Source organism: Streptomyces sp. NPDC002156 (assembly GCF_053593675.1).
Genome location: NZ_JBSFDA010000072.1, coordinates 24,571 through 50,108 on the forward strand (window position 1 = coordinate 24,571; position 25,538 = coordinate 50,108).

The following is a 25,538-nucleotide window of genomic DNA, read 5'->3' on the forward strand; positions in this document are numbered from 1 at the left end:
CGACCCCGGGCCCTTTCACACACTCAACTCACTTGGCCTGCTTGAGCTTCTCGCCCAGCTGCTTCGACTGCAGCGTCATCGTCCGCTTCAGACGCGGCCCGAAGGGCTTCTCGACGAACTTGTGCATGAGCCAGGCCAGCGTCAGCAGGCTCGCCACCGACGCGAGGATCGTCAGGTAGGGGTCGAGGCCCCAGCCGCGGTGCAGGACCCGGATGAAGAACCAGCCCAGGTGCTCGTGGATCAGATAGAAGGGGTACGTCAACGCGCCCGCGATCGTCAGCCAGTTCCAGTTCGCCCAGCGCGTCCAGCCCAGCGCGACCACCGCCACTGAGGCGAAGGCGAGCAGCACGATCAGCTGGATCACGTACGGGTTGCGGGAGAAGTCGCCCTGCGGGCCCGGGTGCCAGAGGGCAGTCACCGAGTAGCGCTGGCCCAGCAGGAACGACATGCCGACGATGCCCCACAGGAGCAGGTCGCTGCCGTAACGGTGGATCAGGTAGAGGGCCAGGCCGCCGATGAAGAAGGGGGCGTGGTCGCGGAAGGTCAGTTCGGAGATCAGCGGGTTGTCGGCGACCCGGGCGAAGGCGCCGGCCAGCGTCCACAGGATGCAGAAGGTCACCACACGGCGGTAGGTGACGCCCTTCCAGACCACGAACAGCGCGAACAGCACGTAGAACTTGAGCTCCACCCACAGCGTCCAGCACACGCCCAGGACACGCGAGCTGCCCAGCGGCTGCTGCATCATCGTGAAGTTGAGCAGGAACTCGTCGGCGCGCACATGGTGAACGACCACCGGCATCGCGAACGAGGCGGCGGTGACCATGACGATCGCGACCCAGTACGCCGGGTAGAGACGGGCGATGCGCGAGCGGAAGAAGTCGCCCAGCGTCTTGCCCCAACTGCTCATGCAGATCACGAAGCCGCTGATGACGAAGAAGAACTGCACCCCGAGGCTGCCGTAGGTGGCGAACCCGGACAGGGTCGGGAACATCACACCGGGCGACTGGTCCCAGGACTCGGCGACCGTGCCGTTCTTACCGGCGAAGTGGTACATGCAGACCATGAGCGCGGCCACCAGCCGCAGTCCGTCCAGCGCCCTGAGCCGACTGACCGGACGGGCGGCCTTGGCACCCTCGGCTGAGGGCGGAACGGCCGGTTCGGCACTCCCGGACCGCGGACCCGGCGGGGGAGCCGGGAGCGGGGGTGCCATGGTCTGGTCGGCCGCGGTCATCGGGTGGCCTTTCGCAGCGGGGACAAGAGAAGAGAACAAGCGAAGCTGACTCATCGACGGTAACCAGGAGAGTCAGGGGCAACCCAAAGAGGTAGCACAGAACTCCGACGGATGAATAACCGGTCAGGTCATTGACGTATGCACGCACTCGAAGGTTGCGCGCACACGCCAACGCGTCGCCACCCGTCCGTATACGAATCGGTGGCGACGCGTTCGGCAGATTAGATGCCCGCGGGGCCTGTTGTCATCGCTTCACCGTCTTGCTCAGCGCCCGGGCCCGGCGCGCGATCCGGCGCACGGTCGCGTTGCGCGGGATGAACGACAGCTGGGACGGCAGCGCGCCGGGCAGCGCCAGCGAGGTCAGGCGGCGGCGCTTGAAGTAGCGCCAGGTCTGCTCGGTGAGGTGCTTGGAGAGGTATGCCTCCGCCTCCGGGCGCAGCCTCGGGTAGATCCGGGGCTGCATGCAGAAGCCGATCGCCTTGACGAGCCCGGCGAGTTCCTTGCCGACCTGCTTGCCGGACGGCATCGACCACTTCTGCACGGCCTTGGCGTCCGTGAGGTCGGGCAGCAGTGCGTCCACGATGGTCAGCGGCATGCGGTTGCTGTTCTGGTACGGCGTGATCTTCTCCAGCACGGTGTCCGTGCCGACCCGGGCGACCGGGATGCCGTACAGACCCGCCGCCGTGAACAGGCCGGTCGAGAAGCAGCCGACGACCAGCGCGGGGCGCAGCCGCTGGAAGAGGACCTCGGCGAGCACGGGCCGGTCCAGGACGGTCAGTTCGGCGCCGAGCTTCTTCGCCTCCGCCTCCAGCGAGCCCGACCAGGCGGCGGGCGCGGTCGGGTGCGGCTTGAAGACGAGCGCGCGGTGCCCGGCCTTGACGGCGCCGCGCACCATGCGCAGATGCAGTTCCTCCTCCTCGGCCGCGGTGAGGATGTCGAGTGCGGAGAGGTACTGGCCGAGGAGCAGCGCGGGCTGTTCCTTGGCGTCCTTCTTCGCGGTGGCCGCCGTGATCTCCATCTCGGCCTCGGCGAGTTCGCCCAGGACCTTCAGGAACGCCTCGGTCGGCACCAGTTCGGCGGGCACGGCGAACTCGGTGAGCAGCAGCGGGGTGAGGCCCGGGACGAGGTCGAGGTGGAGCAGCCGTCCGATGCGGGTGCCGACCAGCGCGTCGATCTTCTCGCGTGTGGGGCCATAACTTATGAGGCCGTCCGCGTAGACGTCGACGGGGGCGCCGGTGAACAACTGGCACAGCGCCAGGGCCGGGTTGACCTGCACGGACTCGACGGTCAGCTGGATGTTGTCGTCGCCGAGGTTCCACAGCATCCGCAGATGCCGCTCCCACAGCGGGACGTCGTCGGCGCGCGGGCCCCAGCCGCTGGGGTGGAACGGGGCGATCGTCTCGTTCCAGGACAGGACCTCGTCGAACCGCTCACGGACCCGGTCGAAACCGGACATTCCATCGACCCCGGGGGTGATCTCGGGGTTGGCCGCGTTGTTGGTGATGAGCAGGATCCGGCGGTCGGCCGGCTCGAAGAGCCCCGCGTCGAGGGCGGCGGCCAGCGTGGCGGCGCCGTACAGCGTCGACGCGCAGTAGATCTGGGTGGTGCGGGACATCAGACGGACACCGTCCCGGCGGACGCGGAGACGGGCCTGCGCCGCACCTTCCGCAGCCGGTTGGCCCGCTGGGCGTCCATCGAGTCGATGGCCTCCGCGAGGACGTCCTGCGGCATCCGCTTCAGCGCGGCGGCGCTCAGCGAGCGCAGTTTTCGGGCCACGGCGGGTTCGAACCTCTCGATCGCTCCGAGATGATGAGCCATGATCGCGCAGTAGGTGCGCACTGCTTTCGGCAGCAGCCTATCCGCCTCGGGGTCCCGGGCCGTCTCCTCGATCACCTGGTCGAAGGCCCGGATGAAGTCGAGTTGGCGAACATCACCGATTTGGGTGAGCGAGGAGGCGACACCACGCCGGTAGAACACGCCGAGCAGCCCCACGGCGGCGAACGACTCCGCCTCCCGGTGCAGCTTCCAGATCCACGGCCGGTCCTCCGCCGTACGCAGCCCGTCGGTGAAGTGCAGGATGCCGCGGTCGACGAGCCGGCGGTGGTAAATGCCCGCCCAGGCATAGGCGTAGTCGACGGAGGTGGAGCGGTCGGTCGGCAGGATCGCGTCCCGCGGCGACATCACCACCCCGCGCCGGCCGTGCGGAACCCGATGGATCGCACGCGCCCTGCTGGTGCACTGGACATGATCCGTACGAACGAAATCGCAGCCCAAGTCCTCAATAGCGGCGAGGAGTTGGGGGAAATAGCCGGGAGCGAGCCAGTCGTCGCCGTCGAGGAACGTGAGGTATTCGCCACGTGCTTTGTCGATACCGGTGTTACGGGCGGTGGCCAGGCCTCCGTTCTTCTCGTGGCTGACCAGCACGGCGCCCGGCAGCTCGCGCTCTGCGCGCGCGAGGATGCTCGGAGTCTCGTCGCGCGAGCAGTCGTCGACGAGGATGAACTCGAAGTCCTCGCGCGCGTTGGCGCGCAGGCTCTTCAGAGTGTCGGGCGCGTATTGCTGCACGTTGTAGAACGGCACGATGACGGAGAGCTTGACCACGCGTCCGAGGTTAGAGCCTCTCCGGTGGTCTCACTTTACCCGGGGTTTGATGTCGGGTGAACTACATGTGTCGAGCCGGTGAATCAAGGGGGTTTCTGCACGTTTGACGTCTTGATTCAAGCCGACGCGACCTTTTGTTAACCCTTTGTTGCCCCCGGATTCGGCGGAAGCCCCCCATGTCGGCTTAAGGTCTTGGGCGTGCCAGCCAGTACCACGAGCCCCATGAGGGTCGCCGTCCTCGCCGATTCCGACACTCGGTGGAAATGGGGTGCGCTCACTGCCAGCCGTATTTCTCCTGATAATTCGGACATTCATCTTGACGGCTACCTCCTCAGAGGCCGGGCCACCCCCACCGCCCGCCAGCTCCAGGAGGTAGGGGTCAAGGCGGACTCCCTGCGTGAGGTGACCGCCCTCGAGTTCCTGCGGGCCATGGGCCAGGAGGAGCCGTACGACATCCTCGTGCTCGCCCTCGTCGGCGGCGGCGTCCAGGCGATGCTGCACGGCCTCGCGAAGGTGTGGGACGACACCGCCCTGCGCCCCGTCGTCGTCACCGGCTATGTCGGGGTCGTCTACGAAAAGCTCGCCGACGGTCTGCTGCTGCGCCACGGCGCCGACCTGGTCCTCGCGAACTCCCGTCAGGACGCCGACCGTTTCAAGGCCGTGTACGACGGAGTCGGTGCCGATTCGTCCTCTGTGACCGAAGTCGCACTCCCCTTCCTGGGGGGCGCGGCGTACACAGGTGAGCATGGTCACCCCTACACGGTCGTCTTCGCCGCCCAGCCCTCCGTCCCGGAGAGCCGCAAGGACCGTACGTATCTGCTCGACCGGCTCGTGCAGCACGCCCGGCTGCACCCCGAGCGCGAGGTGCTGCTCAAGCTGCGCTCCAAGCCCGGCGAGCACACCACGCACATCGAGGAACTGCCGTACCAGAAACTGGCCCAGCGCGCAGACCTTCCGTCGAACTTCAAGCTCGTCTACGGGCACATGGGCGAGGTCCTCGACCGCACGGACCTGCTGGTCACGATCAGTTCCACGGCCGCGCTGGAGTCCCTGCACCGCAGCATCCCGACCGTCGTGCTGAGCGACCTGGGTGTGCGCGAGGCGCTCGGCAACCACCACTTCGTGGGCTCCGGCTGCCTTGCTTCCTGGGAGCAGTTGGACGCCGGTCACCAGCCCGTTCCTGACGCCCAGTGGGTGGCCCGGCAAGGTGTCGCCGCAGATGGCTCGTACGAGACTGCCTTCGACGCGGCACGCGACAGGATCGACCGTCTTCTGGGATCCTCGAAGCTTCCGCCCCTGGCCCCGTACTACACACCGATGACGGCTCCCGGATATTTGCCGGGTATTCTCGCTCGGCACCACCTCGGCCCCGACGGCGTTCCGCTGCCCGGAGCCCCGGCCGCCGACAAGGAGCCGGGAGCGGTGCGGCAGATCGTGCGTCGCGCGGCCCGCGGCGCCTACCGGCACGGCGTGCAGCGCGTCGCGCCCGTGATCCGGCGCATGGGGGAGCTGTGACCGACCGGGTTCCCCCTCAGGCACGCGAACGTCAAGCACGCGAAGAGCGTCAAGGAGTACAGGCAATGTCCAAGCCGGAGTCCAACCCGCAAGCGGGCCGAGCGACCGCGCGGCCCCGCGTGCTCGCGGTGATCCCCGCGAGAGGCGGCTCCAAGGGCGTGCCCGCGAAGAACCTGCTGCCCGTCGGCGGGGTCCCGCTGGTCGCCCGCGCGGTGCGCGAGTGTCTCGCCGCCAAGCTGGTCACGGACGTCGTCGTCTCCACCGACGACCAGGCCATCGCCGCCGCCGCCCGCCAGGCCGGCGCCGAGGTCGTGCTGCGCCCCGCCGCCATCGCCGGTGACACCGCGACCTCCGAGGCCGCCGTTCTGCACGCCATGGACGCCCACGAGACGCTGCACAACGCCAAGGTCGACGTGGTCCTGCTCGTGCAGTGCACCAGCCCGTTCATCATCCGCGAGGACGTGGACGGCGTCGTCGGCGCGGTCGTGAACAACGGCGCGGACAGCGCGCTGACCGTCGCCCCCTTCCACGGCTTCATCTGGCGCGACGCCGCCGACGACCCGCAGCCGGCACCCGACGAGCACGCGGCCGTCGAGGGCGGCGCCGACACGGTCACCACCACCGAGACGGAGACCGTCGGCGGCGGCTATGGCGTAAATCACGACAAGTCCTTCCGGCCGCGCCGCCAGGACCGCCCCCAGGACCTCCTGGAGACCGGCGCCGTCTACGCCATGGACGCGGCGGGCTTCCGTAAGTCGAAGCACCGTTTCTTCGGTCACACCGAACCCGTGCGCACCGACCCGGCCCGTGTGCTGGAGATCGACGACCCGCACGACCTCGCCCGCGCCCGGGCCCTCGCGACGCTCTTCGACGCGGAACGCCCCGGCGCCCTCCCGACCGCCGACGACATCGACGCGGTCGTACTCGACTTCGACGGCACCCAGACAGACGACAGGGTGCTGATCGACTCCGAGGGACGGGAATTCGTCTCCGTGCACCGCGGAGACGGACTCGGTATCGCGGCGCTGCGAAAGAGCAGCCTCAAGATGCTGATCCTGTCCTCGGAGCAGAACCCGGTCGTCGCCGCTCGCGCACGGAAGCTACAGCTGCCCGTGCTGCACGGCATCGACCGGAAAGACCTCGCGCTGAAGCAGTGGTGCGAGGAGCAGGGCATCGCGCCGGAGCGCGTGCTCTACGTCGGCAACGACGTCAACGACCTCCCGTGCTTCGCCCTCGTGGGCTGGCCCGTGGCGGTCGCAAGCGCCCACGACGTTGTGCGCGGCGCCGCACGCGCGGTCACCACCGTTCCCGGCGGCGACGGCGCGATCCGAGAGATCGCCAGCTGGATCCTCGGCCCCTCTCTCGACCCCCTCAACAAGAAGTAAGGAACCAAAGTCATGACCTCCACCCGCTTGCGCTCGTTCGGTTCGAAGACCGCCGGCCCCGGTCAGCCCGTCTACGTCTGCGGCGAGATCGGCATCAACCACAACGGTGACCTTGAGAACGCCTTCAAGCTGATCGACGTGGCCGCCGAAGCCGGCTGCGACGCGGTCAAGTTCCAGAAGCGCACCCCGGAGATCTGCACCCCGCGCGACCAGTGGGACATCGAGCGCGACACCCCCTGGGGCCGCATGACCTACATCGACTACCGCCACCGTGTGGAGTTCGGTGAGGACGACTACCGCCAGATCGACGCGCACTGCAAGAAGCGCGGCATCGACTGGTTCGCCTCCCCGTGGGACACCGAGGCCGTCGCGTTCCTGGAGCAGTTCGACGTCCCGGCCCACAAGGTCGCCTCCGCGTCCCTGACGGACGACGAGCTGCTCGTCGCCCTGCGCAAGACCGGCCGTACGGTCATCCTGTCGACGGGTATGTCCACCCCGAAGCAGATCCGTCACGCGGTCGAGGTGCTGGGCAGCGACAACATCCTGCTCTGCCACGCGACGTCGACGTACCCGGCGAAGGCCGAGGAGCTCAACCTCCGCGTCATCAACACGCTGGAGAAGGAGTACCCGAACGTCCCGATCGGCTACTCCGGCCACGAGACGGGCCTGCAGACCACGCTGGCCGCGGTCGCCCTCGGTGCCACCTTCGTCGAGCGTCACATCACCCTCGACCGCGCGATGTGGGGCTCCGACCAGGCCGCCTCCGTCGAGCCGCAGGGCCTGACCCGCCTCGTCCGTGACATCCGGATCATCTCGGAGTCCCTCGGCGACGGCGTCAAGAAGGTCTACGAGTCCGAGATCGGCCCGATGAAGAAGCTGCGCCGTGTCTCCGGCGTCATCGCCGACGCGGAGATCGCGGCTGCCGCGGGCGAGCCCGTCACCGCCTGATCCGCGTCCCTCAGCGGCTTCACCGGCGCCAGCCGGTGACCACTCCGTCCACGCGGATCCCCCAGTCCGTACTCACGGAAGCGACGGTCGTACGTCGATGAGCCCTCGCGCCGGTACCACCGGCCCCCAAACTCTCGCCTTCGTCGAGAGTCCGGTCCAGCTCCTGAACGTGCTGGAATGGGCGCATGTGCATGCGCATGCGCTCAGCCCGGAGGGGGCCGGCGGTCCGGCGTCGGCTGTTTCCGCCCGCAAAAAGGGCAACGTCCCCGGGCAGGCGTCCCGCCGCTGGCGCAGAGGCCAGAACCGGCCGACGGTCCACCGGGAACCCGCCGCGGGCGGACTGACCCTGGTGGTCCTGTCCCCGGTCGACCCGATGACCCGGGGCCAGCTGCGCCGCATGGCCGAACTCGCCCGCGACGAAGGCCACGAGGTCCGCTGGGAGGACGCGCGCGCCGGAACGTCGGCGCCGTTCCGTACGATCGGCGGCCTGGCGCCCCTCCTGCGCCGCACACAGCGGATCGTCATGGGAGACCCGTTCTCCCGCTACGTACAGGTACTTCTCAACATCACCAAGGCCCGTGACCTCGTCGTGGTCGACGACGGCACGGCGACCATGGAGTTCGTCTCCCAACTGGCGCGCGGCGAGCGCCTGGTGCGCTGGCACCGCAAGTCCCGCCGCCCCGGAGCGCGGGACCTGCTGTTCATCCCGGTGTCCTCGAAGGCCCGCCGCCGGCTGACCCCGGGCGGCAAGCGCCGGGTCGAGATCTTCTCCTCGATGCCGATCGAGGAGACCCCGAAGGGCGTCGAGGTCACCTCCAACGACTTCGCCTGGACCCGCTCCCGCTTCGGCCCCCCGCACATCTCCGAGGGCGCCGACATGGTCGGCACGTCACTGGTGGAGACGGGCGTGGTCGACGCCGATCGCTATCGCGAAGCGGTCCGCACCCTCGCCAAGGCCCACGGCGTGACCCGCTACTTCGCGCACCGCCGCGAGAGCCCCGAGAAACTCCACGACCTGGCGGCCTGCACAGGCCTGGAGGTGGTCCGCCCGGACCTCCCCCTGGAACTGATCGCCCGCAGAGGCCCCATCGGCCGTACGATCCTCAGCTTCCCCTCCACGGTGGTCCACACCCTCCCCCTGGCCCTGGCGGGCACGGACGTCAAGGTCGCGGTCTGCGACATCGACCCGGCCTGGCTGACGGCGAACGCATCACCGAGGGCCCAGGGCTTCCTGTCGGGCGTCACGGGCTCGGCCCGGGACGTACAGCGGGTGTCGACGGAGTCGGAACACCCGGCCAAGGAAGCGAAGGCGACGGGCTGACGCCCGTACTCCGTAACTCCGGTACCTGGTCTCCCTCTGTTCGTCGCGTGACGAGGCGGCTCCTCCGGACCATCGACCCCGGCGCCCGCAGCCGGGCGAGTGCGGCGTGCCATGCGGTCATGGTGTCGGTCGGGACCCCTGGGGCGAGTGGGTGATGTGCATCACAGTCGTTTCGCGGTCGGGTGGGTTCGTGTTCGCGCAAATAAGGGTCGGAAATCTCCCTTTTTGACAGATGGGCAGCTGAGTCGGGGTGGCGAAGCCTGGCGGACGGCATGGCGGATCATGGCGGTATGCGTCAGCAAATCGTCAGATGATCTGTAGGTAGAAGGAAGGTCACCTTCCGTTAGAAGCGACAGCTGGGTGGACTGCACATTTCGGTGGGGCGATCCGATTGTCTGTTCCCTGGAGCAACAAGGCTCCAGGTGCCTTCCCGACCCGAACGGGGGACGGAACGGTCGGGCGCCGCCGCGAAAGAAGGAAAACGACCACTGTGAACTACGACGTAGCCGGCTTCGTGCTGGCCCTCGCCGCCGCGGCGCGATCCTTCGCGCCCGACGTGTGGTTCTTAGTGCGGCGCCTCCTCGGCGCCGGAGTACGGATCGGGGCCGACGCCCTGATCGAGCATCGGTCCCCTTCCGTACAACCCCCGTCCCGGTCCGCGCAGCCCCCGTCCGGACCGTCCCCCACCAAGGTCTCCCTGGACGAGGGAGGCCGCCGATGACCAGCCCGCCACCCGAACCCGCAGGGCATACGATCCGGCAGCCCGGCGCCCGGACCCCGGCCTCGTTCTGGGACTTCCACGCCCGCTACGACCAGCCCTACTACGAGTACAGCCGTATCCACCTCGGCAACGACAAGGCCGCCCGCCGCCTGGTCAACGGCGTCTTTCTCTACCTGGCGGTCATCTGGCCCCGGCTGGAGCGCGGCAACCGCGGTCCCTACGCCTGGGCCCTGCTCAAGCAGCGGGTCGCCGGTGAACTGGCCGTGCTGGGCCGCAGCCCGGCCACGACCACCGAGACCCTGGCGTTCGCCCGGGCCATACGGGCCGCCGCCGCACCCCTGCTCGACTCCTTCCGCGCCACCTTCCGCGCCGAATACGACAGAGAGGTGACCGAACTCGAAGAAGGCCTGGGCCTCTACTCGCGGATGGCGCGACTGAGCGAACGGCAGTTCGACGTGCTCGTCCTCCGGGACGCGCTCGGCTTCGACACCAGGCGCACCGCCCTGATCATGGGCATCAGCGAAGCGACCGTCCGCTCCACCCGCCGCACCGCCAAGCAACGGCTCGCGACCGCCATGGGCTACCACCTCGACGAGCACACCGACGACAAGGAGTGATGAGCCCGTGAACCGCACCCCGCGCAGCATCGACGAGGCACTGAGCCGTGCCCGCGTCTTCCAGGGCGAGTACGGCGAGGCCGACCTCGAAGCAGCCCGGCACAGCATCGCCGGCGAACTGCACGAGCTGCGCTGGGTGCGGTTCCTCTCGGCCCCCGTCCCGGCCCTAGAACTGCCCCCCGCCCTGCACGAACAGGCCGCACGGGACCTGCGGGTGCTGTGCCGGGGCATCGTCCACGACCACGACGCCGCACTCCACATCACGGCCTTCGACACCACGCGCGAACCCGACGGCGCCCTCACCTTCGCCTGCCTCCTCTTCCTCGCCGACAAGGAGGAAGGCGCCCAGTTCTGGTGGCAGTTCACCGCCGGCGCCGGCAACGTCACCGGCGCGCTGTGCCTGCACCTGCTGCACCTGCTGCACAGCGAACTGCGCGACGCCCAGCACTGGGCCAGACAGCTGCGCGTACTGAAACGCCTCGGCTGGAGTGCCTACACCCCCGTCGACCACGACGCGGACCTCGCGTGCGTCGGCTCGCCGCTCGGCCCCACCGTCCGCTACGCCCTGCCCGCCACCGACACGGTCGTGCCCGAAGCGGCCGTCAAGGACGCCGTCGACGACCTCGTCGAGGCACCCGCCGACGAGGACCACGGGCCGATCCCCCAGCCCAGTCCGGCTCTGGCGGACAACTGGGAGACCCTCATCACCGCGTGAGCCGTCGGGCCCCGGCCTACGCGACCGGCTTGCGCGCCAGCAGGAACGCCCGCTGGCGGGTCTCCTCCTCGTACGGCTCCCGGATCGTCTGCGCCTGCACGGTCAGGCCCGCCTTGGTCAGGAGTTCGGCGACCCGGTCCGGCGTACGGAACCAGTAGTCCAGCGACATCTCGTGCCCGAAGCGTTCCGAGAGGTGCAGATGGCCGTCGTCGGCGCCCGCCTGGAAGCCGAGCAGGACATGGCCGCCGGGGGCCAGGACCCGGTGGAACTCCGTGAACACCGTGGGCAGATCGCTGTCCGGGACATGGATGATCGAGTACAGGGCCAGCACTCCGCCCAGGGTCTCGTCGGGGAGGTCCAGGGACGTCATCGAGCCGACGTGGAACCGGAGTTCGGGGTGGGCCCGGCGGGCCAGCGCCACCATGCGCGGGGACAGGTCCACGCCGAACACCGGGACGCCGAGGGCGTGCAGTCTCGCGGTCACATAGCCGGGCCCTGAGCCGACGTCCGCGACGGGGGCGGAGCCCTCGGCCCGCACCAGCTCGGCGAAGGCGGCGACCAGGGCGCGGTCCAGGGGAAGGTCCGCCAGGTGGTCCGCGTATCGCTCTGTGTAGTCGGCGGCCATGGCGTCGTAGGACGCGCGGGTGGCGTGGATGAAGTCATGGGTCGGGGCGGTCACGGGGGTGCACGTTACCCGGGGCCGGTGCGGGGAAGGGGGCGTTTTCACGGGCCGCTGCGAGTGTGGGCGAGTGTTCACGCGGTGTGCCCTCGGCCGTTCATGTGCCGTGACCGTGGTCGTTTCGGTGGGTGGACAGAACCGGCGGGGCGACCGGCCGCGTGGCATCGTTGAGGGGGGTGGACGGACACGGGTGCCCGGAAAGTGCCCGCATGATCCGAATCGGCCGGAAAGGCGGGCGAGTCTACCCACTCCAGTGCACGAATATGCCTCTGGCGGCCAGATTTTCTTCCCCTATCGGGTTGAACTTTTGTTGATCGTGGGTCAGTTGACCGCCCGGGCGTCCTACCCTTCAAAGGGTGAACCAATTGATGTCCCGAGAGTCCGAGGCCGATCTCCCCGGGGAAGCCGCGCTTCCCGGCACACTGCCGGACGCGTTGCGCGCCGAACTCGTCGCCTTCCGGCGTGACTTGCACATGCACCCGGAGCTGGGCAACCAGGAGTTCCGTACGACCGCCGCGATCAAGGAACGGCTTGAGAAGGCCGGCTTGAAGCCGCGCGTGCTCTCCATCGGAACCGGGCTCATCTGTGACATCGGCGACATCGGTGCCGGCTCCGAGGGGGCGGGCAGCGGAACCGTTCCGCCCATGCTGGCCCTCCGCGCCGACATCGACGCCCTGCCCATCCCGGACACGAAGAGTGACTGCGCGTACCGCTCCACCGTGCCCGACCGCGCCCACGCCTGCGGCCACGACATCCACACGACCGTCGTCCTCGGCGCCGGACTCGTGCTCGCCGAACTGCACAGGCAGGGCCGGCTGCCACGGCCGGTGCGGCTGCTCTTCCAGCCCGCCGAGGAGATCCTGCCCGGCGGCGCCACCGACGCCATCGAGTGCGGCGCCCTCGACGGGGTCGGGCGGATCATCGCCGTGCACTGCGACCCGAAGGTCGACGCCGGCCGCATCGGACTGCGCCACGGCCCCATCACCTCGGCCTGCGACCGTCTCGAGGTCTCCCTCGACGGCGCCGGCGGCCACACCGCGCGCCCCCACCTCACCACCGACCTCGTCACCGCCGCCGCCCGGGTCGTCACCGACGTGCCCGCGCTGGTCGCCCGGCGCGTCGACGCCCGCAGCGGGCTCGCCGTGACCTGGGGCCGGATCGAGTCGGGGCACGCCTGCAACGTGATCCCGCAGCACGCCGAACTCTCCGGGACCGTGCGCTGCCTCGACCTCGACGCCTGGCACCAGGCGCCCGACCTGGTCCACGCGGCCATCGACGAGATCGCCAACCTGCACCGCGCCAAGTCCGAGATCAACTACGTGCGCGGGGTGCCGCCCGTCGTCAACGACCCGGTGATCACCGAGCTGTTGCGTGATGCCATGACCGCCCGGCTCGGCGCCCACTCCATCGAGACCACCGAACAGAGCCTCGGCGGCGAGGACTTCTCCTGGTATCTGGAGCAGGTGCCCGGCGCGATGGCCCGGCTCGGTGTGCGCAGGCCGGGGGAGCGCGGGGTGCGCGATCTGCACCAGGGCGACTTCGACGCCGACGAGCACGCGATCACGGTCGGCGTGGAACTGTTCACGGCCGCCGCGCTGATCGACGGACAGCGGTAGGAATGCCCGCGGAGGGGGTGCTGACAGGCGCCCCGCTCAGCACCCCTCCCCGTATCCCTTACGTACCCCTTCATCCCTTTGTTTCACCCCGACGTAACCCTGAGTGGGCAAACGTAACCCCCCTCGGCACGAATCGATAACGGCCTTTCGAAACCCCGTTCCCCTCCCTTTCTACGCGCGTTACTGTGCGCCGCAATCGCTGCCGTAGGTGGCGTATTGGGTAAGCGGGCCGGGGACGGTGCCGTGGGGATGAAGGGGTGCCTGCTGTGCGTCTTATTTCTCGGAGGACTCGGTTCTCACAAGCTGCGGTGACCGTCGCGGTCATCGCCCTCACGGCTGTCGGCTGCGGTGAGTCGAGCACCAGCTCGGGCACCTCCGACGAGGAGTCCGGCAAGTACACCGGCAAGGGCATCGGCCTCGCCTACGACATCGGCGGCAAGGGCGACCAGTCCTTCAACGACGCCGCCTACGCCGGCTTCGAGAAGGCCACCACGGAGTTCAAGATGGGCGGCCGGGACATCGAGCCGCAGGACGGCGAGTCCGACGCGGACAAGGTCCAGCGCCTCACCCAGCTCGCCCAGGCCGGCTACAACCCGGTGATCGGCGTCGGCTACATCTACGCGCCCGCCGTCAAGGAGGTCGCCGCCAAGTTCCCGAAGGTGACCTTCGGCATCATCGACGACGAGCAGGTCAGCGCGAAGAACGTCGCCGACATGGTCTTCACCGAGGAGCAGGCCTCCTACCTGGCCGGCGTCGCCGCCGCCAAGACGACGAAGAAGAACCACATCGGCTTCATCGGTGGTGTGGACATGCCGCTCATCCACAAGTTCGAGGCGGGCTTCGTCCAGGGCGCCAAGTCCATCACCCCGAACATCAAGATCGAGTCGCAGTACCTCACCGAGACGGCCCAGGAGGGCGGCTTCTCCAGCCCCGACAAGGGCAAGGGCGCGGCCAGCGGCCAGATAGAGGCCGGCGCCGACGTGATCTACCACGCGGCCGGCCTGTCCGGTCAGGGCGTGATCTCCGAGGCCGCGAGCAACAAGGTCTGGGCGATCGGCGTCGACTCCGACCAGTACGGCCAGCAGGCGCTCGCCGAGTACAAGGACTACATCCTCGGCTCGGCCCTGAAGAACGTCGGCGGCGCGGTCTACGACCTGGCCAAGTCCGTGTACGAGGGCAAGCCGCTGTCCGGCGTCCAGCGCGGCGACCTCAAGTCGGGCGGCGTCGGGTTCGCCGACTCCAACCCGAAGTACAAGGCGATGACCGACGTCGTGGCCGCGGTCGACAAGGCCAAGCAGGAGATCATCGACGGCACGGTCACCGTCAACACCAAGTGACACCGACGGGCCGCTGAGCCGAGTCGGACAACAGACAGAGCCCCGGTCCACGAGACCGGGGCGCTGTCCGTCGTACAGGCACAGATCAAGGATGGACGCGGCTCACGCCATCCAGAAGAAGACCGCCGTCATCCGCTTCTCCTCCAGCGTCGTCCCGCAGTAACCGGTCGCGCTGTGCACGAGGTTGGCGTTGTACAGGAGCAGGCGGTTGTACCTGTGGGGGACCCGTACGTCCTCCTCGAACGCGTCCGGTGCCACGAACCGGGTGCCCAGCGCCTCGACCAGGCTGTTGTGCGGGGCCTGGACCGTGTTGCCGCCCAGCCGGCCGCCGGGCAGGGACTGGCGGAAGAAGCTGGTCCCGCAGTCCTTGGGGACGCCCGGGTTGAGGTAGAGCACCGCCGCGTACCGGCACAGTGATCGCGAGTCCGTGTGCGGGCGGGGCGTGCTCTCGCCCTCGCCGACCACCTGGACGCAGTTGTGGTTGAGGGTGCCGCCGCCGGGCGTCTTCTGCACCCACAGTTCCTTCGCACCGGTCGCCTGCCGCACCAGCCGCTCGATCCGCCCCAGCTCGGCGGGTTCGAGGCCCGGCATGGCCCGCAGCCCGGGCCAGCTCTCCGACGTGTACGGGTAACCCTTCGTCCAGTCGTCCTTGGCGAGACACCGCTCGCGTACGGCGTCCACGTCGGGCAGGACGTCGTCGAGGACCCAGTAGTCGCGGCCCTTGGTGGGCTTGCGGTACGGCAGCACGGGAAGGGCGGCGGGGGCCCTGGGGGGAGGGGGTGGCTGTGGGGGCATGGGCCAGAACGTAGGGCGGGCTTGGTTTTGCCTGTGTCTGTACTCGGTCAACCTTCCGTCGGCTTTGGTCAACCTTCGGTCAGCGGACCGCCGTATCACTGGCCCTTGATACACCCGGCCGGGCATCGTTCCTGCACATACGCCCCTTGCCTCCCGTGAGGCGCGCCTTCCTGTCCGTAATGTGGGCCGCGACTGCGGCCACAGCTCGATAACGGACCGGACGGTTGGGGTTTTCCGTCTGGTCTACGCGCGTTACGCTGCGGCGGAACCAGCGCCTGGTATGGGCGCTTGCACAAAGGAGTCTCGTCCCATGCGCCGGCTGTCCCGAATCGCGGTTGCGGGTATCGCGTCCGCCACCCTCGCCGTCATCGCCACTGGCTGTGGCAGTTCGTCCTCCTCCTCAAGCAGCAGCGACAGCGAAGGCAAGGGCCTCGCCCTCGCCTACGACGTCGGCGGCAAGGGCGACCAGTCCTTCAACGACGCCGCGACCGCCGGCATGGACAAGGCCGACGCGGAGTTCGGCTACAAGAGCACCGCCGTCGAGCCGCAGGACGGCGAGTCGGACGCGGACAAGGCCCAGCGCCTGGAGCAGCTCGCCAAGCAGGGCTACAACCCGGTGATCGGCGTCGGCTTCGCCTACGCGCCCGCCGTCAAGGAGGTCGCCGCCAAGTTCCCGAAGGTGACCTTCGGTGTCGTCGACGACGAGCAGATCAAGGCCGACAACGTCGCCGACATGGTCTTCACCGAGGAGCAGGGCTCCTACCTCGCCGGTGTCACGGCCGCCCTCACCACCAAGACGAACGTCGTCGGCTTCGTCGGCGGTGTGGACATCCCGCTCATTCACAAGTTCGAGGCGGGCTACAAGCAGGGCGTCGAGGACACCAAGAAGGGCATCACGGTCAAGTCGCAGTACCTGACCGAGACCGCGCAGGAGGGCGGCTTCTCCAGCCCCGACAAGGGCGAGAACGCGGCCGAGGGCATGATCGACGACAAGGCGGACGTCATCTACGCCGCCGCCGGTCTCTCCGGCCAGGGCGTCATCAAGGCCGCCGCCGCGAACAAGATCTGGGCGATCGGTGTCGACTCGGACCAGTACAAGCAGAACGCGCTGGCCAAGTACAAGGACTCCATCCTGACCTCGGCCATGAAGGACGTCGCGGGCGCCGTCTACAACCTGGCCAAGTCGGTCAAGGACGGCAAGCCGGAGACCGGTGTCGTCCGCGCGGACCTCGCCTCGGGCGGTGTCGGCCTGGCCGACTCCAACCCGGTCTTCAAGGACAACGCCACCCTGCAGGCCGCGCTGGCGAAGGCGGAGGCCGGCATCAAGGACGGTTCGATCAAGGTCAAGACCTCCTGACGCCAGGGGACTTGAGCGTGGTCCACGAGACGCTGTAATAACGGCGTTACGGCCATGGAACGGGGCGCGGAGAGGATGGCCAATCCGCGCCCCGTTCACGCGGCAGAATGCTCGGAACGGATCGGTACGGATCAATCAGTAAATGATCAAGTCCGGTCGGGTCCGGGCACTATTTAAAGCAGGGGCGCTACGCGCGTAGAGAGGCCCCTTTCCAGAGGAGAGTGCGCCATCGACGCGTCCAGCAGCCCTCCGCTCGCCGCGCAATCGACTACCGCGGTCGAGCTGACGGGCATCACCAAGCGGTTCCCCGGTGTCGTCGCCAACCACGACATCCACCTCACGGTGAAGAAGGGCACCGTCCACGCCCTCGTCGGCGAGAACGGGGCCGGCAAGTCCACCCTGATGAAGATCCTCTACGGCATGCAGAAGCCGGACGAGGGCACCATCGCGGTCGACGGTGAGCAGGTGGCCTTCTCTTCGCCGGCCGACGCCATCGCACGCGGCATCGGCATGGTCCACCAGCACTTCATGCTCGCGGACAACCTCACCGTCCTGGAGAACGTGGTCCTGGGCAGCGAGAAGCTCCACGGCATCGGCGGCGGCGCCCGCCGGAAGATCAAGGAGATCTCCGACCGCTACGGGCTGAGCGTCCGCCCGGACGTCCTCGTCGAGGACCTCGGCGTCGCCGACCGCCAGCGCGTCGAGATCCTCAAGGTCCTCTACCGCGGCGCCAAGACCCTCATCCTCGACGAGCCGACCGCCGTCCTCGTCCCGCAGGAGGTCGACGCCCTCTTCGAGAACCTGCGTGAACTCAAGTCCGAGGGCCTGGCCGTCATCTTCATCTCCCACAAGCTGGGCGAGGTCCTCTCGGTCGCCGACGAGATCACCGTCATCCGGCGCGGTACGACGGTCGGCACGGCCGTCCCCGCCGACACGACCCCGCGTCAGCTCGCCGAGCTGATGGTGGGCAGCGAGCTGCCGACGCCGGAGACCGCGGAGTCGACGGTGACGGACCGGCCGGTGATCGAGGTCCGCGACCTCATCGTCATCGACAAGGGCACCATCCAGCTCAGCAACCAGACACCGGCCGGCATGCTGATGTCCGAGGTGCAGCGCGGCACGGTGAAACTCGCCGTGGACAACGTGTCCTTCACCATCCACGCGGGCGAGGTTCTCGGTATCGCCGGCGTCGAGGGCAACGGCCAGACGGAGCTGATCGAAGCCCTCATCGGCCTCAAGAACGCCGACTCCGGCACCATCGCCCTGGCCGGCGACGAGATCACCCCCTGGCCCACCCGCAAGCGCCGCGAGCACGGCATCGGCTACATCCCCGAGGACCGCCACCGCCACGGCCTCCTCCTCGAAGCCCCCCTGTGGGAGAACCGCATCCTCGGCCATGTCACCGAGAAGCCCAACAGCAAGGGCAAGCGCGGCTTCTGGCTCGACCCGAAGGGCGCCCAGGAGGACACCCGCCGCATCGTCGAGGCGTACGACGTCCGCACACCCGGCATCGACGTCACCGCCGCCTCGCTGTCCGGCGGCAACCAGCAGAAGCTGATCGTCGGCCGCGAGATGACCCACAAACCCCGCTTCCTGATCGCCGCCCACCCCACCCGGGGTGTGGACGTCGGCGCCCAGGCACAGATCTGGGACCAGATCCGCGAGGCCCGCCGCGAAGGCCTGGCCGTCCTGCTGATCTCCGCCGACCTGGACGAGCTGATCGGCCTGTCGGACACCCTGCGCGTCATCTACAACGGCAGGCTGGTCGCCGACGCCGACCCGGCCACCATCACGCCGGAAGAGCTGGGCTCGGCCATGACGGGTGCCGCGACCGGCCACCTGGAGCACGTCGAGTCCGGGGAGGACGAGGCCCGATGAAGAAGTTCGACAAGGAGCGGCTGCTCCTCGCGGTGGCCGGGCCGGTCATCGCGCTCGTCGCGGCGATCGCCCTGACCTCGGTGGTGCTGCTCGCCTCGGGCCGCAACCCGTTCGAGCCGTACGCCCTGATGCTGGAACAGGCGTCGTTCTCCGACGTCCAGGTCCTCATCGTCAACCAGGCGTCGATGTACTACATCGCCGCCCTCGCGGTCGCCCTCGGCTTCCGGATGAACCTGTTCAACATCGGCGTCGACGGCCAGTACCGCCTCGGCGCGATGATGACGGCCGCCGTAGGCGCCAACATCTCGCTCCCGTCCTTCCTCCAGATCCCGCTCCTCCTCCTGGTCGCCATGCTCACCGGTGCCTTCTGGGCCGGTATCGCGGGCATCCTGAAGGTCACCCGTGGCGTGAGCGAGGTCGTCGCGACGATCATGCTCAACGCGATCGCCACCAGCCTCATCGGCTGGCTGATGCTCTCCGACAACTGGGGCGTGCAGGTCGGCAACAACAACACGACCGGCATCATGAAGGAGTCCGGCTGGGTCCCGGGCATCGACCTCGGCGCGGACGTCGGCGAGATCTACGGCCTGGTCTTCCTCGCCGTCCTCCTCGGCATCCTGTACTGGGCCGTCCTCAACCGCACCCGCTTCGGCTTCGACCTGCGCGCCACCGGCGAGTCCGAGTCCGCCGCCGCGGCCTCCGGCGTCGACGCCAAGCGCATGGTCCTCATCTCGATGCTGATCTCCGGCGGTGTGGCGGGCATGTCCGGCCTGCCGCTGCTGCTCGGCGAGGTCCACACCTACAGCCTGAGCTTCCCGGCGGGCCTCGGCTTCACCGCCATCGGCATCGCCCTCCTCGGCCGCAACAACCCCGGCGGCATCGCGTTCGCCGCGCTGCTGTGGGCCTTCCTCGACAAGGCGTCCCCCGCCCTCGACTACGCGACCCCGGTGGCGTACGAGAAGGAGATCGCCACCATCATGCAGGGCCTGATCGTCTTCGCGGTCGTCATCTCGTACGAGGCCGTACGTCAGTGGGGTCTGCGCCGCCAGCAGCGTCAGGTGGGCGCCGAACTGGCCGCAGCCGCCGCCGACAACAACACCACCCAGAAGGAGGTGGCGGCCCGATGAGCACCCAGACCATCGCCAAGCCGCAGGCGCAGCAGCCCGGCAAGGGCAGCCGCCGGATCTCGCTCCCGGTACTCCTGCTGATCATCGCGGGCGTGCTGGTCCTGACATCGGTCGTCCGCCTGATCACCGGCGCCGACGGCATCACCTCCACCGGCCAGATGTCCACGGCCCTCCGCCTCGCCGTCCCGATCGGCCTCGCGGGCCTCGGCGGACTGTGGGCCGAGCGCGCGGGCGTCGTCAACATCGGCCTCGAAGGCATGATGATCCTCGGCACCTGGTTCGGTGCCTGGGCCGGCTACCAGTGGGGCCCGTGGACGGGCATCATCTTCGGCATCATCGGCGGTGCCCTCGGCGCCGTCCTGCACGCCGTCGCGACGGTGACCTTCAACGTCAACCACATCGTCTCCGGTGTGGCCATCAACATCCTGGCCCTCGGCACCGCCCGCTACCTCTCGAAGTTCACCTTCGAGAACGCCGAGGGCGGCTCCTCCAAGCAGTCCCCGCCGATCGACTCCCTCGGCACCTTCGACATCCCAGGGTTGTCCAGCTGGCTGGACACGCTCAACCAGAAGCACTGGTTCCTGATCTCCGACATCGGGGGCCTCCTCGGCGGTCTGGTCACCGACCTCTCCCCGCTGACGGTCATCGCGGTGGCCCTCGTACCCGGCACCTGGTGGGTCCTGTGGCGCACCGCCTTCGGCCTGCGCCTGCGCTCCTGCGGCGAAAACCCGGTGGCGGCGGAGTCATTGGGCGTCAACGTCTACAAGTACAAGTACCTCGCCGTGATCATCTCGGGCGGCTTCGCCGGTCTCGGCGGCGCGTTCCTGTCGATCGTCGCCTCGAACGTGTACCTCGACGGCCAGACCGCCGGGCGCGGCTACATCGGTCTCGCCGCGATGATCTTCGGCAACTGGATGCCGGGCGGACTCGCCCTCGGCGCGGGCCTGTTCGGCTACACCGACAGCCTCAACCTGCGTGGCGGCACGACCAACGTGCACGCGCTGATCCTGCTCCTGGCGATCCTGCTGGTGGTCGGCGTGGCCTACCTGGTGTGGAAGAAGCGGTACGTGCCCGCCGTGATCACGGCCGTCATCTCGGCGCTGATGTTCTTCTGGTACGCCGACACGAACGAGGTCCCGCGTCAGCTGGTGACGGCGGCGCCGTACATCGTGACCCTGCTGGTGCTCTCCTTCTCGGCGCAACGCCTGCGGATGCCCAAGGCCGACGGTATGCCGTACAGGAAGGGACAGGGCAAGTGACCGCCGGCGGGGCCGACTGGGAGAAGCTGCGGGCGGTGGCGCGGGACGCGATGTCCCGGGCGTACGCCCCCTACTCCGGCTACCCGGTCGGCGCCGCGGCCCTGGTCGACGACGGCCGCACGGTCTCGGGCTGCAACGTCGAGAACGCCTCGTACGGGCTGGGCCTGTGCGCCGAGTGCGGCCTGGTCTCCGAGCTTCAGCTGACGGGCGGCGGCCGGCTGACGCACTTCACGTGCGTCGACGGCAAGGGCGACATCCTCGTCCCGTGCGGCCGCTGCCGACAGCTGCTGTACGAGTTCGGGGGCGCGACCCTGCTCCTGGAGACCCCGGCGGGCATCCTGCCCCTCTCCGAGATGCTTCCCCAGGCCTTCGGCCCGGACCATCTCACCAAGTAACTCCCGTACGGCCCCCTGGAGTTGGTCGGCTGAGTTGATCAGTCACTCGGACTCCGGGGGGCCGCACAGTTTCGCAGAACGACCGGTTCTCAGAACTACTGGAACCACCGGAAGGAAGCCAAGCCATGGCCATGGACGTCATCTCCGTCATCCGCACCAAGCGGGATCGCGGTGAACTCGGCGACGACCAGATCGACTGGGTCATCGACGCGTACACGCGCGGCGAGGTCGCCGACGAGCAGATGTCCGCGCTCGCCATGGCGATCCTCCTGAACGGCATGAACCGCCGCGAGATCGCCCGCTGGACGGCGGCGATGATCGCGTCCGGCGAGCGCATGAACTTCGACGCCCTGTCCCGCCCGACGGCCGACAAGCACTCCACGGGAGGCGTGGGCGACAAGATCACCCTCCCGCTGGCCCCCCTGGTGGCGGCATGCGGTGCCGCCGTACCGCAGCTCTCCGGCCGGGGCCTCGGCCACACGGGCGGCACCCTGGACAAGCTGGAGTCGATCCCGGGCTGGCGCGCCCTGCTCTCCAACGAGGAGATGCTGCACGTCCTGGACTCGACGGGCGCGGTGATCTGCGCGGCGGGCGACGGTCTGGCCCCGGCCGACAAGAAGCTGTACGCGCTGCGGGACGTCACGGGCACGGTCGAGGCGATCCCGCTGATCGCCTCGTCGATCATGTCGAAGAAGATCGCGGAGGGCACCGGCTCCCTGGTCCTGGACGTGAAGGTGGGCACGGGAGCCTTCATGAAGACGATCGAGGACGCGAGGGAACTGGCGTCCACGATGGTGGGCCTGGGCACGGACCACGGCGTCAGGACGGTGGCCCTCCTGACCGACATGTCGACACCGCTCGGCCTGACGGCGGGCAACGCGCTGGAGGTACGGGAGTCGGTCGAGGTCCTGGCAGGCGGCGGCCCGGCCGATGTGGTCGAACTGACGCTCGCCCTGGCCCGCGAGATGCTCGACGCGGCCGGTGTGAAGGACGCCGACCCGGCGAAGGCGCTGGCCGACGGTTCGGCGATGGACGTCTGGCGCCGCATGATCGCGGCCCAGGGCGGCGACCCGGACGCCCCCCTGCCCACGTCGAAGGAGCAGCACGTCATCAAGGCCCCGGCCTCGGGCGTCCTGACCCGCCTGGACGCGTACGGCGTCGGCGTCGCCGCCTGGCGGCTCGGCGCGGGGCGTGCGCGCAAGGAGGACCCGGTACAGGCGGGCGCGGGTGTGGAACTCCACGCCAAGCCGGGCGACACGGTCACGGCGGGCCAGCCCCTGCTGACCCTCCACACGGACACCCCGGAGCGCTTCGAGTACGCCCTCCAGGCGGTCGAGGGTTCGTACGACATTGGGGCGGCGGGGACGGACTTCGCGGCGGCGCCGGTGGTGTTGGAGCGGATCGCGTGAGCAGGTAGGCGGGCGCCTGGGAGGGGGGAGGCCTCTCCCAGGCTGTGGTCAGCCCAGCAGCGCCGCCACGACCACCAGCACCGGTACGGCCAGAATGGTCGACAGCAGGATCGACTCGCGGGCCAGGGTTTCCGCCACGCGGTAGCGGCCCGCGTACGTGAACAGGTTCTGGGCGGCGGGCAGGGCCGAGGTCACCACCACGTCGAGCAGGGGCGCGCCGCGCAGGCCGAAGACACCCGCGCCCAGCGCCCAGGCGGCCAGCGGCTGACCGACCGACTTCAGGGCGACCGACAGCAGTACGGGAGTCCGCTCCGAGCCGCGCAACGGCAGGGTGCTGCCGGACAGCGAGATACCGAAGGCCAGCAGCACCGCAGGCACGGACATGTTGCCGATCAGGGTCAGCGGGTCCATGACGGGAGCCGGAACCGTGAGCCCCGTCGCCGACACCAGCACCCCGGAGAGCGAACCGACGGCGATGGGATTGCGCAACGGCGTGATCAACTGCCGCCAGAGCGGCCCCTTCTCACCGCCGCTCGTCAGATCGAGGACGGTCAGCGCGATCGGCGTGACCACGATCTGCTGGAACAGCAGCACCGGCGCGACGAGCGAGGCGTCCCCCAGCACATACACGGCGATCGGGATACCGAGGTTGCCGGAGTTGACGTAGCTGGAGCAGAGGGCACCGATCGTCGTACGACCGATGCCCCAGCGGCGTACGACGCCCACCGCGATGAAGACACTCGCCGCCGCGATCGTGCTCAGCGCGGTGACCAGGAGCCGGCTGGAGAAGATCACCGACAGGTCGGCCTTGGCGAGCGTGGTGAACAGCAGGGCCGGGGTCGCCACGTGGAAGGCGAGCTTGGTCAGGACCTCGCGCCCGTTGTCCCCGAGGTAGCCGCGCAGCCCGATCGCATACCCGACGCCGATGACCACGGCGATCACCGCGAACCCGGTCAACACCCCCTGCACGGAGCCTCCTTCGTGGGCGGGGAGGGAAGGAGGCCGTGGGGTATCGCGGGCGGGGCCGGTTCGTGGGGCATACACGCAACTCTCCGGGGCAGGAGCGGTGCGAGTCAAAGCGATCTCAACGGGTGGGCGAGAGCCGAGGTGGAGGCGGGCGATGAGTTACGGGTGGCTGCCCGGTCTACCGATCGTGGATGCCATGACACCGGCTGTACTCGTGCTGACCGGCCCCGTCACCAGGGATGAGGTGCCGGGGCTGTGCGAGGACGTGCGTGCGCTGCTGGGCGCCGACGGGAGCGGGGTGGTGGTGTGCGATGTGGCGGGGCTGGGCCCGCCGGGCCTGGACGCGGTGGAACTACTGGCCCGCCTCCAGCTCACGGCCCGCCGGTCCGGAGGCGCGATTCGCCTCCGGGACCCGACCCCCGCCCTACTCGCCCTCCTGAACCTGGTCGGCCTCTCCTTCGCCATCGAGGGGGAGACGGAGGGGGAGCCCGAAGAGCGGGAACCAGCGCTTTGTGTCGAGGAAGCAGTGGAACCCGGTGATCCGGCCGTCTGAGATCTCCAGCACCTGGACCGCCCAGGGGGAGAAGCCGCCCGTCTCCTCGTCCGGCTTGTACTGGGCGAACCCAGGCAGGCCGTTGACGGCGACCGGCACGAGGCGCGAGCCCGCGCAGGCGGCACCGAGGGTCGTCATGAAGCCCGTGATGTCCGACGGCCCGGTCAGCCACAGGTCGAACGGCGGCATCGTCATGACGGCGTCCTCGTGCAGCAGCGCGGTGAGCGCCGTCATGTCATACCCCTCGAACGCGGCGACATAGCGCTCGAGCAGCTTCTGCTGCTCCTCGTCGAGGGGGTCGGAGACGGCGGCGTCGGCGGCGCTGTGGTCCCTCTCGGCGAGGGTGGCGCGGGCCCGCTGGAGGGCGCTGTTCACGGACGCGACGGAGGTGCCGAGCAACTCGGCGACCTCGCTCGCCTTCCAGGCCAGCACTTCCCGGAGGATCAGCACGGCCCGTTGTTTCGCGGGGAGTTGCTGCAGGGCGGCCATGAAGGCGAGCCGGACGGACTCCTTGGCCACGGCTGCCTCCGCCGGGTCCTCGACGGTGGGCAGTACGCGGGCGTCCGGCATCGGCTCCAGCCAGGTGTTGTCCGGGCGGGGGGAGAGGGCGGCGCGGGCGAGAGGGGTGGAGTCGGTGAGGTCCATGGGGCGGGCGCGTTTGTTGCCGGCGGTGAGCATGTCCAGGCAGACGTTGGTAGCGATGCGGTACAGCCAGGAACGCAGACTGGACCGCCCCTCGAACTTCTCGTAGCTCCGCCAGGCACGGACCATCGTGTCCTGCACGGCGTCCTCGGCCTCGAAGGAGGAGCCGAGCATGCGGTAGCAGTAGCCGGTCAGCTCGACACGATGTCGTTCGAGCTGCAGATCGAGATCCGTCGTAGCGGTAGCAGTGCCGTCACTCATCGCCAACCCACCCCATGGCTGCCTTCGTCGCCCCATCGCGACCCAACACGACGAAGCTAGCGCAGCCCACTGACAACGGCGCGTGGTGTGAGGGAAGGTGCAGGTGAGAGGGTTTTCGCCCCCGCCGCCCCTACCCGTTCCCATCCCTGGGGGCTGCGCCCCCAGACCCCCGCTCCGGCCCTGAACGGGCCTTGTCCTCAAACGCCGGAC

22 protein-coding genes and 1 pseudogene are annotated in these 25,538 nt (G+C 69.0%); 16 read left to right on the forward strand and 7 right to left on the reverse strand.

All coding sequences use genetic code 11. From position 1 onward, the window contains the following. Positions 1-28 precede the first annotated feature (28 nt). The 3 genes from ACWCRB_RS26760 to ACWCRB_RS26770 all read right to left on the reverse strand — a co-directional run bounded on the left by ACWCRB_RS26760 (position 29) and on the right by ACWCRB_RS26770 (position 3,832). Positions 29-1,231 (reverse strand): acyltransferase family protein, encoded by a 1,203-nt coding sequence (locus ACWCRB_RS26760; RefSeq protein ID WP_450998463.1) that lies wholly within the window; start codon positions 1,229-1,231, stop codon positions 29-31. A gap of 244 nt (positions 1,232-1,475) precedes the next feature. Next, positions 1,476-2,846 carry a polysialyltransferase family glycosyltransferase gene (locus ACWCRB_RS26765; protein ID WP_450998464.1) on the reverse strand — a complete coding sequence of 457 codons (1,371 nt, stop codon included), beginning with the start codon at positions 2,844-2,846 and terminating at the stop codon, positions 1,476-1,478. Beyond that, complete coding sequence (locus ACWCRB_RS26770; RefSeq protein WP_369036597.1) at positions 2,846-3,832, reverse strand: glycosyltransferase family 2 protein; 987 nt, start codon at positions 3,830-3,832, stop codon at positions 2,846-2,848. Before ACWCRB_RS26770 ends, ACWCRB_RS26765 begins: the two co-directional genes overlap by 1 nt. Positions 3,833-4,030: 198 nt before the next feature. Here ACWCRB_RS26770 and ACWCRB_RS26775 point away from each other — a divergent pair, with 198 nt between their 5' ends. The 7 genes from ACWCRB_RS26775 to ACWCRB_RS26805 all read left to right on the forward strand — a co-directional run bounded on the left by ACWCRB_RS26775 (position 4,031) and on the right by ACWCRB_RS26805 (position 11,054). Then, the gene (locus ACWCRB_RS26775; RefSeq protein ID WP_450998465.1) at positions 4,031-5,347 is read left to right on the forward strand and encodes a DUF6716 putative glycosyltransferase; all 1,317 of its coding nucleotides are present in this window, start codon (positions 4,031-4,033) and stop codon (positions 5,345-5,347) included. A 65-nt stretch (positions 5,348-5,412) separates the two neighbouring features. Further along, the gene (locus tag ACWCRB_RS26780; protein WP_450998466.1) at positions 5,413-6,732 is read left to right on the forward strand and encodes a cytidylyltransferase domain-containing protein; all 1,320 of its coding nucleotides are present in this window, start codon (positions 5,413-5,415) and stop codon (positions 6,730-6,732) included. Between the two features lie 12 nt (positions 6,733-6,744). Beyond that, positions 6,745-7,680: an N-acetylneuraminate synthase family protein gene (locus ACWCRB_RS26785; RefSeq protein WP_369036600.1), complete on the forward strand. Its 936-nt coding sequence runs from the start codon at positions 6,745-6,747 to the stop codon at positions 7,678-7,680. A 97-nt stretch (positions 7,681-7,777) separates the two neighbouring features. After that, positions 7,778-9,001: a hypothetical protein gene (locus tag ACWCRB_RS26790; protein WP_450998467.1), complete on the forward strand. Its 1,224-nt coding sequence runs from the start codon at positions 7,778-7,780 to the stop codon at positions 8,999-9,001. 490 nt (positions 9,002-9,491) lie between these two features. Next, complete coding sequence (locus ACWCRB_RS26795; RefSeq protein WP_450998468.1) at positions 9,492-9,722, forward strand: hypothetical protein; 231 nt, start codon at positions 9,492-9,494, stop codon at positions 9,720-9,722. Next, entirely contained in the window at positions 9,719-10,339 is a 621-nt protein-coding gene (locus ACWCRB_RS26800) for an RNA polymerase sigma factor (protein WP_235475321.1), read from the forward strand. The genes ACWCRB_RS26795 and ACWCRB_RS26800 overlap by 4 nt, the downstream gene beginning before the upstream one ends. Before the next feature lie 7 nt (positions 10,340-10,346). After that, positions 10,347-11,054, forward strand: coding sequence for a hypothetical protein (locus ACWCRB_RS26805; protein WP_450998469.1), 708 nt, complete (start codon positions 10,347-10,349; stop codon positions 11,052-11,054). Positions 11,055-11,070: 16 nt separating this feature from the next. Here the strand turns inward: ACWCRB_RS26805 and ACWCRB_RS26810 are convergent, their stop codons facing one another. Continuing rightward, positions 11,071-11,733, reverse strand: a complete 663-nt coding sequence (locus tag ACWCRB_RS26810) for a class I SAM-dependent DNA methyltransferase (protein ID WP_450998470.1) — start codon at positions 11,731-11,733, stop codon at positions 11,071-11,073. A gap of 368 nt (positions 11,734-12,101) precedes the next feature. Between ACWCRB_RS26810 and ACWCRB_RS26815 the strand changes: the two genes are divergently transcribed. Next, positions 12,102-13,349, forward strand: a complete 1,248-nt coding sequence (locus tag ACWCRB_RS26815) for a M20 family metallopeptidase (protein WP_450998471.1) — start codon at positions 12,102-12,104, stop codon at positions 13,347-13,349. A 308-nt stretch (positions 13,350-13,657) separates the two neighbouring features. Further along, positions 13,658-14,686: a BMP family lipoprotein gene (locus ACWCRB_RS26820; RefSeq protein ID WP_450998472.1), complete on the forward strand. Its 1,029-nt coding sequence runs from the start codon at positions 13,658-13,660 to the stop codon at positions 14,684-14,686. A gap of 102 nt (positions 14,687-14,788) precedes the next feature. On the opposite strand, the gene ACWCRB_RS26825 is transcribed toward ACWCRB_RS26820, so the two are convergent. Further along, positions 14,789-15,481: a DUF6445 family protein gene (locus tag ACWCRB_RS26825; protein WP_450998473.1), complete on the reverse strand. Its 693-nt coding sequence runs from the start codon at positions 15,479-15,481 to the stop codon at positions 14,789-14,791. 310 nt (positions 15,482-15,791) lie between these two features. Between ACWCRB_RS26825 and ACWCRB_RS26830 the strand changes: the two genes are divergently transcribed. The 6 genes from ACWCRB_RS26830 to ACWCRB_RS26855 all read left to right on the forward strand — a co-directional run bounded on the left by ACWCRB_RS26830 (position 15,792) and on the right by ACWCRB_RS26855 (position 22,906). Then, positions 15,792-16,838 carry a BMP family lipoprotein gene (locus tag ACWCRB_RS26830; protein WP_450998474.1) on the forward strand — a complete coding sequence of 349 codons (1,047 nt, stop codon included), beginning with the start codon at positions 15,792-15,794 and terminating at the stop codon, positions 16,836-16,838. A 228-nt stretch (positions 16,839-17,066) separates the two neighbouring features. Then, the gene (locus tag ACWCRB_RS26835; protein ID WP_450998481.1) at positions 17,067-18,716 is read left to right on the forward strand and encodes an ABC transporter ATP-binding protein; all 1,650 of its coding nucleotides are present in this window, start codon (positions 17,067-17,069) and stop codon (positions 18,714-18,716) included. Beyond that, on the forward strand, positions 18,713-19,843 hold the full coding sequence (locus ACWCRB_RS26840) for an ABC transporter permease (RefSeq protein WP_450998475.1): 1,131 nt from the start codon (positions 18,713-18,715) through the stop codon (positions 19,841-19,843). Before ACWCRB_RS26835 ends, ACWCRB_RS26840 begins: the two co-directional genes overlap by 4 nt. Then, a complete protein-coding gene (locus ACWCRB_RS26845) occupies positions 19,840-21,102 on the forward strand; it encodes an ABC transporter permease (protein WP_450998476.1) in 1,263 nt (420 codons plus the stop codon). Before ACWCRB_RS26840 ends, ACWCRB_RS26845 begins: the two co-directional genes overlap by 4 nt. Next, positions 21,099-21,497 carry a cytidine deaminase gene (locus ACWCRB_RS26850; protein WP_450998477.1) on the forward strand — a complete coding sequence of 133 codons (399 nt, stop codon included), beginning with the start codon at positions 21,099-21,101 and terminating at the stop codon, positions 21,495-21,497. Before ACWCRB_RS26845 ends, ACWCRB_RS26850 begins: the two co-directional genes overlap by 4 nt. A gap of 125 nt (positions 21,498-21,622) precedes the next feature. Further along, a complete protein-coding gene (locus tag ACWCRB_RS26855; RefSeq protein WP_369036610.1) occupies positions 21,623-22,906 on the forward strand; it encodes a thymidine phosphorylase in 1,284 nt (427 codons plus the stop codon). A gap of 48 nt (positions 22,907-22,954) precedes the next feature. On the opposite strand, the gene ACWCRB_RS26860 is transcribed toward ACWCRB_RS26855, so the two are convergent. Next, positions 22,955-23,875, reverse strand: coding sequence for an AEC family transporter (locus ACWCRB_RS26860; RefSeq protein ID WP_450998478.1), 921 nt, complete (start codon positions 23,873-23,875; stop codon positions 22,955-22,957). 193 nt (positions 23,876-24,068) lie between these two features. Here ACWCRB_RS26860 and ACWCRB_RS26865 point away from each other — a divergent pair. Further along, positions 24,069-24,266 (forward strand): annotated as a pseudogene (locus ACWCRB_RS26865) (STAS domain-containing protein); the annotation flags it as partial. A gap of 30 nt (positions 24,267-24,296) precedes the next feature. Here the strand turns inward: ACWCRB_RS26865 and ACWCRB_RS26870 are convergent. Next, positions 24,297-25,328 (reverse strand): sigma-70 family RNA polymerase sigma factor, encoded by a 1,032-nt coding sequence (locus ACWCRB_RS26870; protein ID WP_450998479.1) that lies wholly within the window; start codon positions 25,326-25,328, stop codon positions 24,297-24,299. Positions 25,329-25,538 lie beyond the last annotated feature (210 nt).

Excerpts from the sequence above, each read along its gene's own strand:
- ACWCRB_RS26760 (WP_450998463.1), bottom strand. The coding sequence starts at position 1,231 with ATGACCGCGGCCGACCAGACCATGGCACCCCCGCTCCCGGCTCCCCCG.
- ACWCRB_RS26765 (WP_450998464.1), bottom strand. The coding sequence starts at position 2,846 with ATGTCCCGCACCACCCAGATCTACTGCGCGTCGACGCTGTACGGCGCC.
- ACWCRB_RS26780 (WP_450998466.1), top strand. The coding sequence starts at position 5,413 with ATGTCCAAGCCGGAGTCCAACCCGCAAGCGGGCCGAGCGACCGCGCGG.
- ACWCRB_RS26785 (WP_369036600.1), top strand. The coding sequence starts at position 6,745 with ATGACCTCCACCCGCTTGCGCTCGTTCGGTTCGAAGACCGCCGGCCCC.
- ACWCRB_RS26790 (WP_450998467.1), top strand. The coding sequence starts at position 7,778 with ATGAGCCCTCGCGCCGGTACCACCGGCCCCCAAACTCTCGCCTTCGTC.
- ACWCRB_RS26800 (WP_235475321.1), top strand. The coding sequence starts at position 9,719 with ATGACCAGCCCGCCACCCGAACCCGCAGGGCATACGATCCGGCAGCCC.
- ACWCRB_RS26815 (WP_450998471.1), top strand. The coding sequence starts at position 12,102 with ATGTCCCGAGAGTCCGAGGCCGATCTCCCCGGGGAAGCCGCGCTTCCC.
- ACWCRB_RS26825 (WP_450998473.1), bottom strand. The coding sequence starts at position 15,481 with ATGCCCCCACAGCCACCCCCTCCCCCCAGGGCCCCCGCCGCCCTTCCC.
- ACWCRB_RS26830 (WP_450998474.1), top strand. The coding sequence starts at position 15,792 with ATGCGCCGGCTGTCCCGAATCGCGGTTGCGGGTATCGCGTCCGCCACC.
- ACWCRB_RS26840 (WP_450998475.1), top strand. The coding sequence starts at position 18,713 with ATGAAGAAGTTCGACAAGGAGCGGCTGCTCCTCGCGGTGGCCGGGCCG.
- ACWCRB_RS26845 (WP_450998476.1), top strand. The coding sequence starts at position 19,840 with ATGAGCACCCAGACCATCGCCAAGCCGCAGGCGCAGCAGCCCGGCAAG.
- ACWCRB_RS26855 (WP_369036610.1), top strand. The coding sequence starts at position 21,623 with ATGGCCATGGACGTCATCTCCGTCATCCGCACCAAGCGGGATCGCGGT.
- ACWCRB_RS26870 (WP_450998479.1), bottom strand. The coding sequence starts at position 25,328 with ATGAGTGACGGCACTGCTACCGCTACGACGGATCTCGATCTGCAGCTC.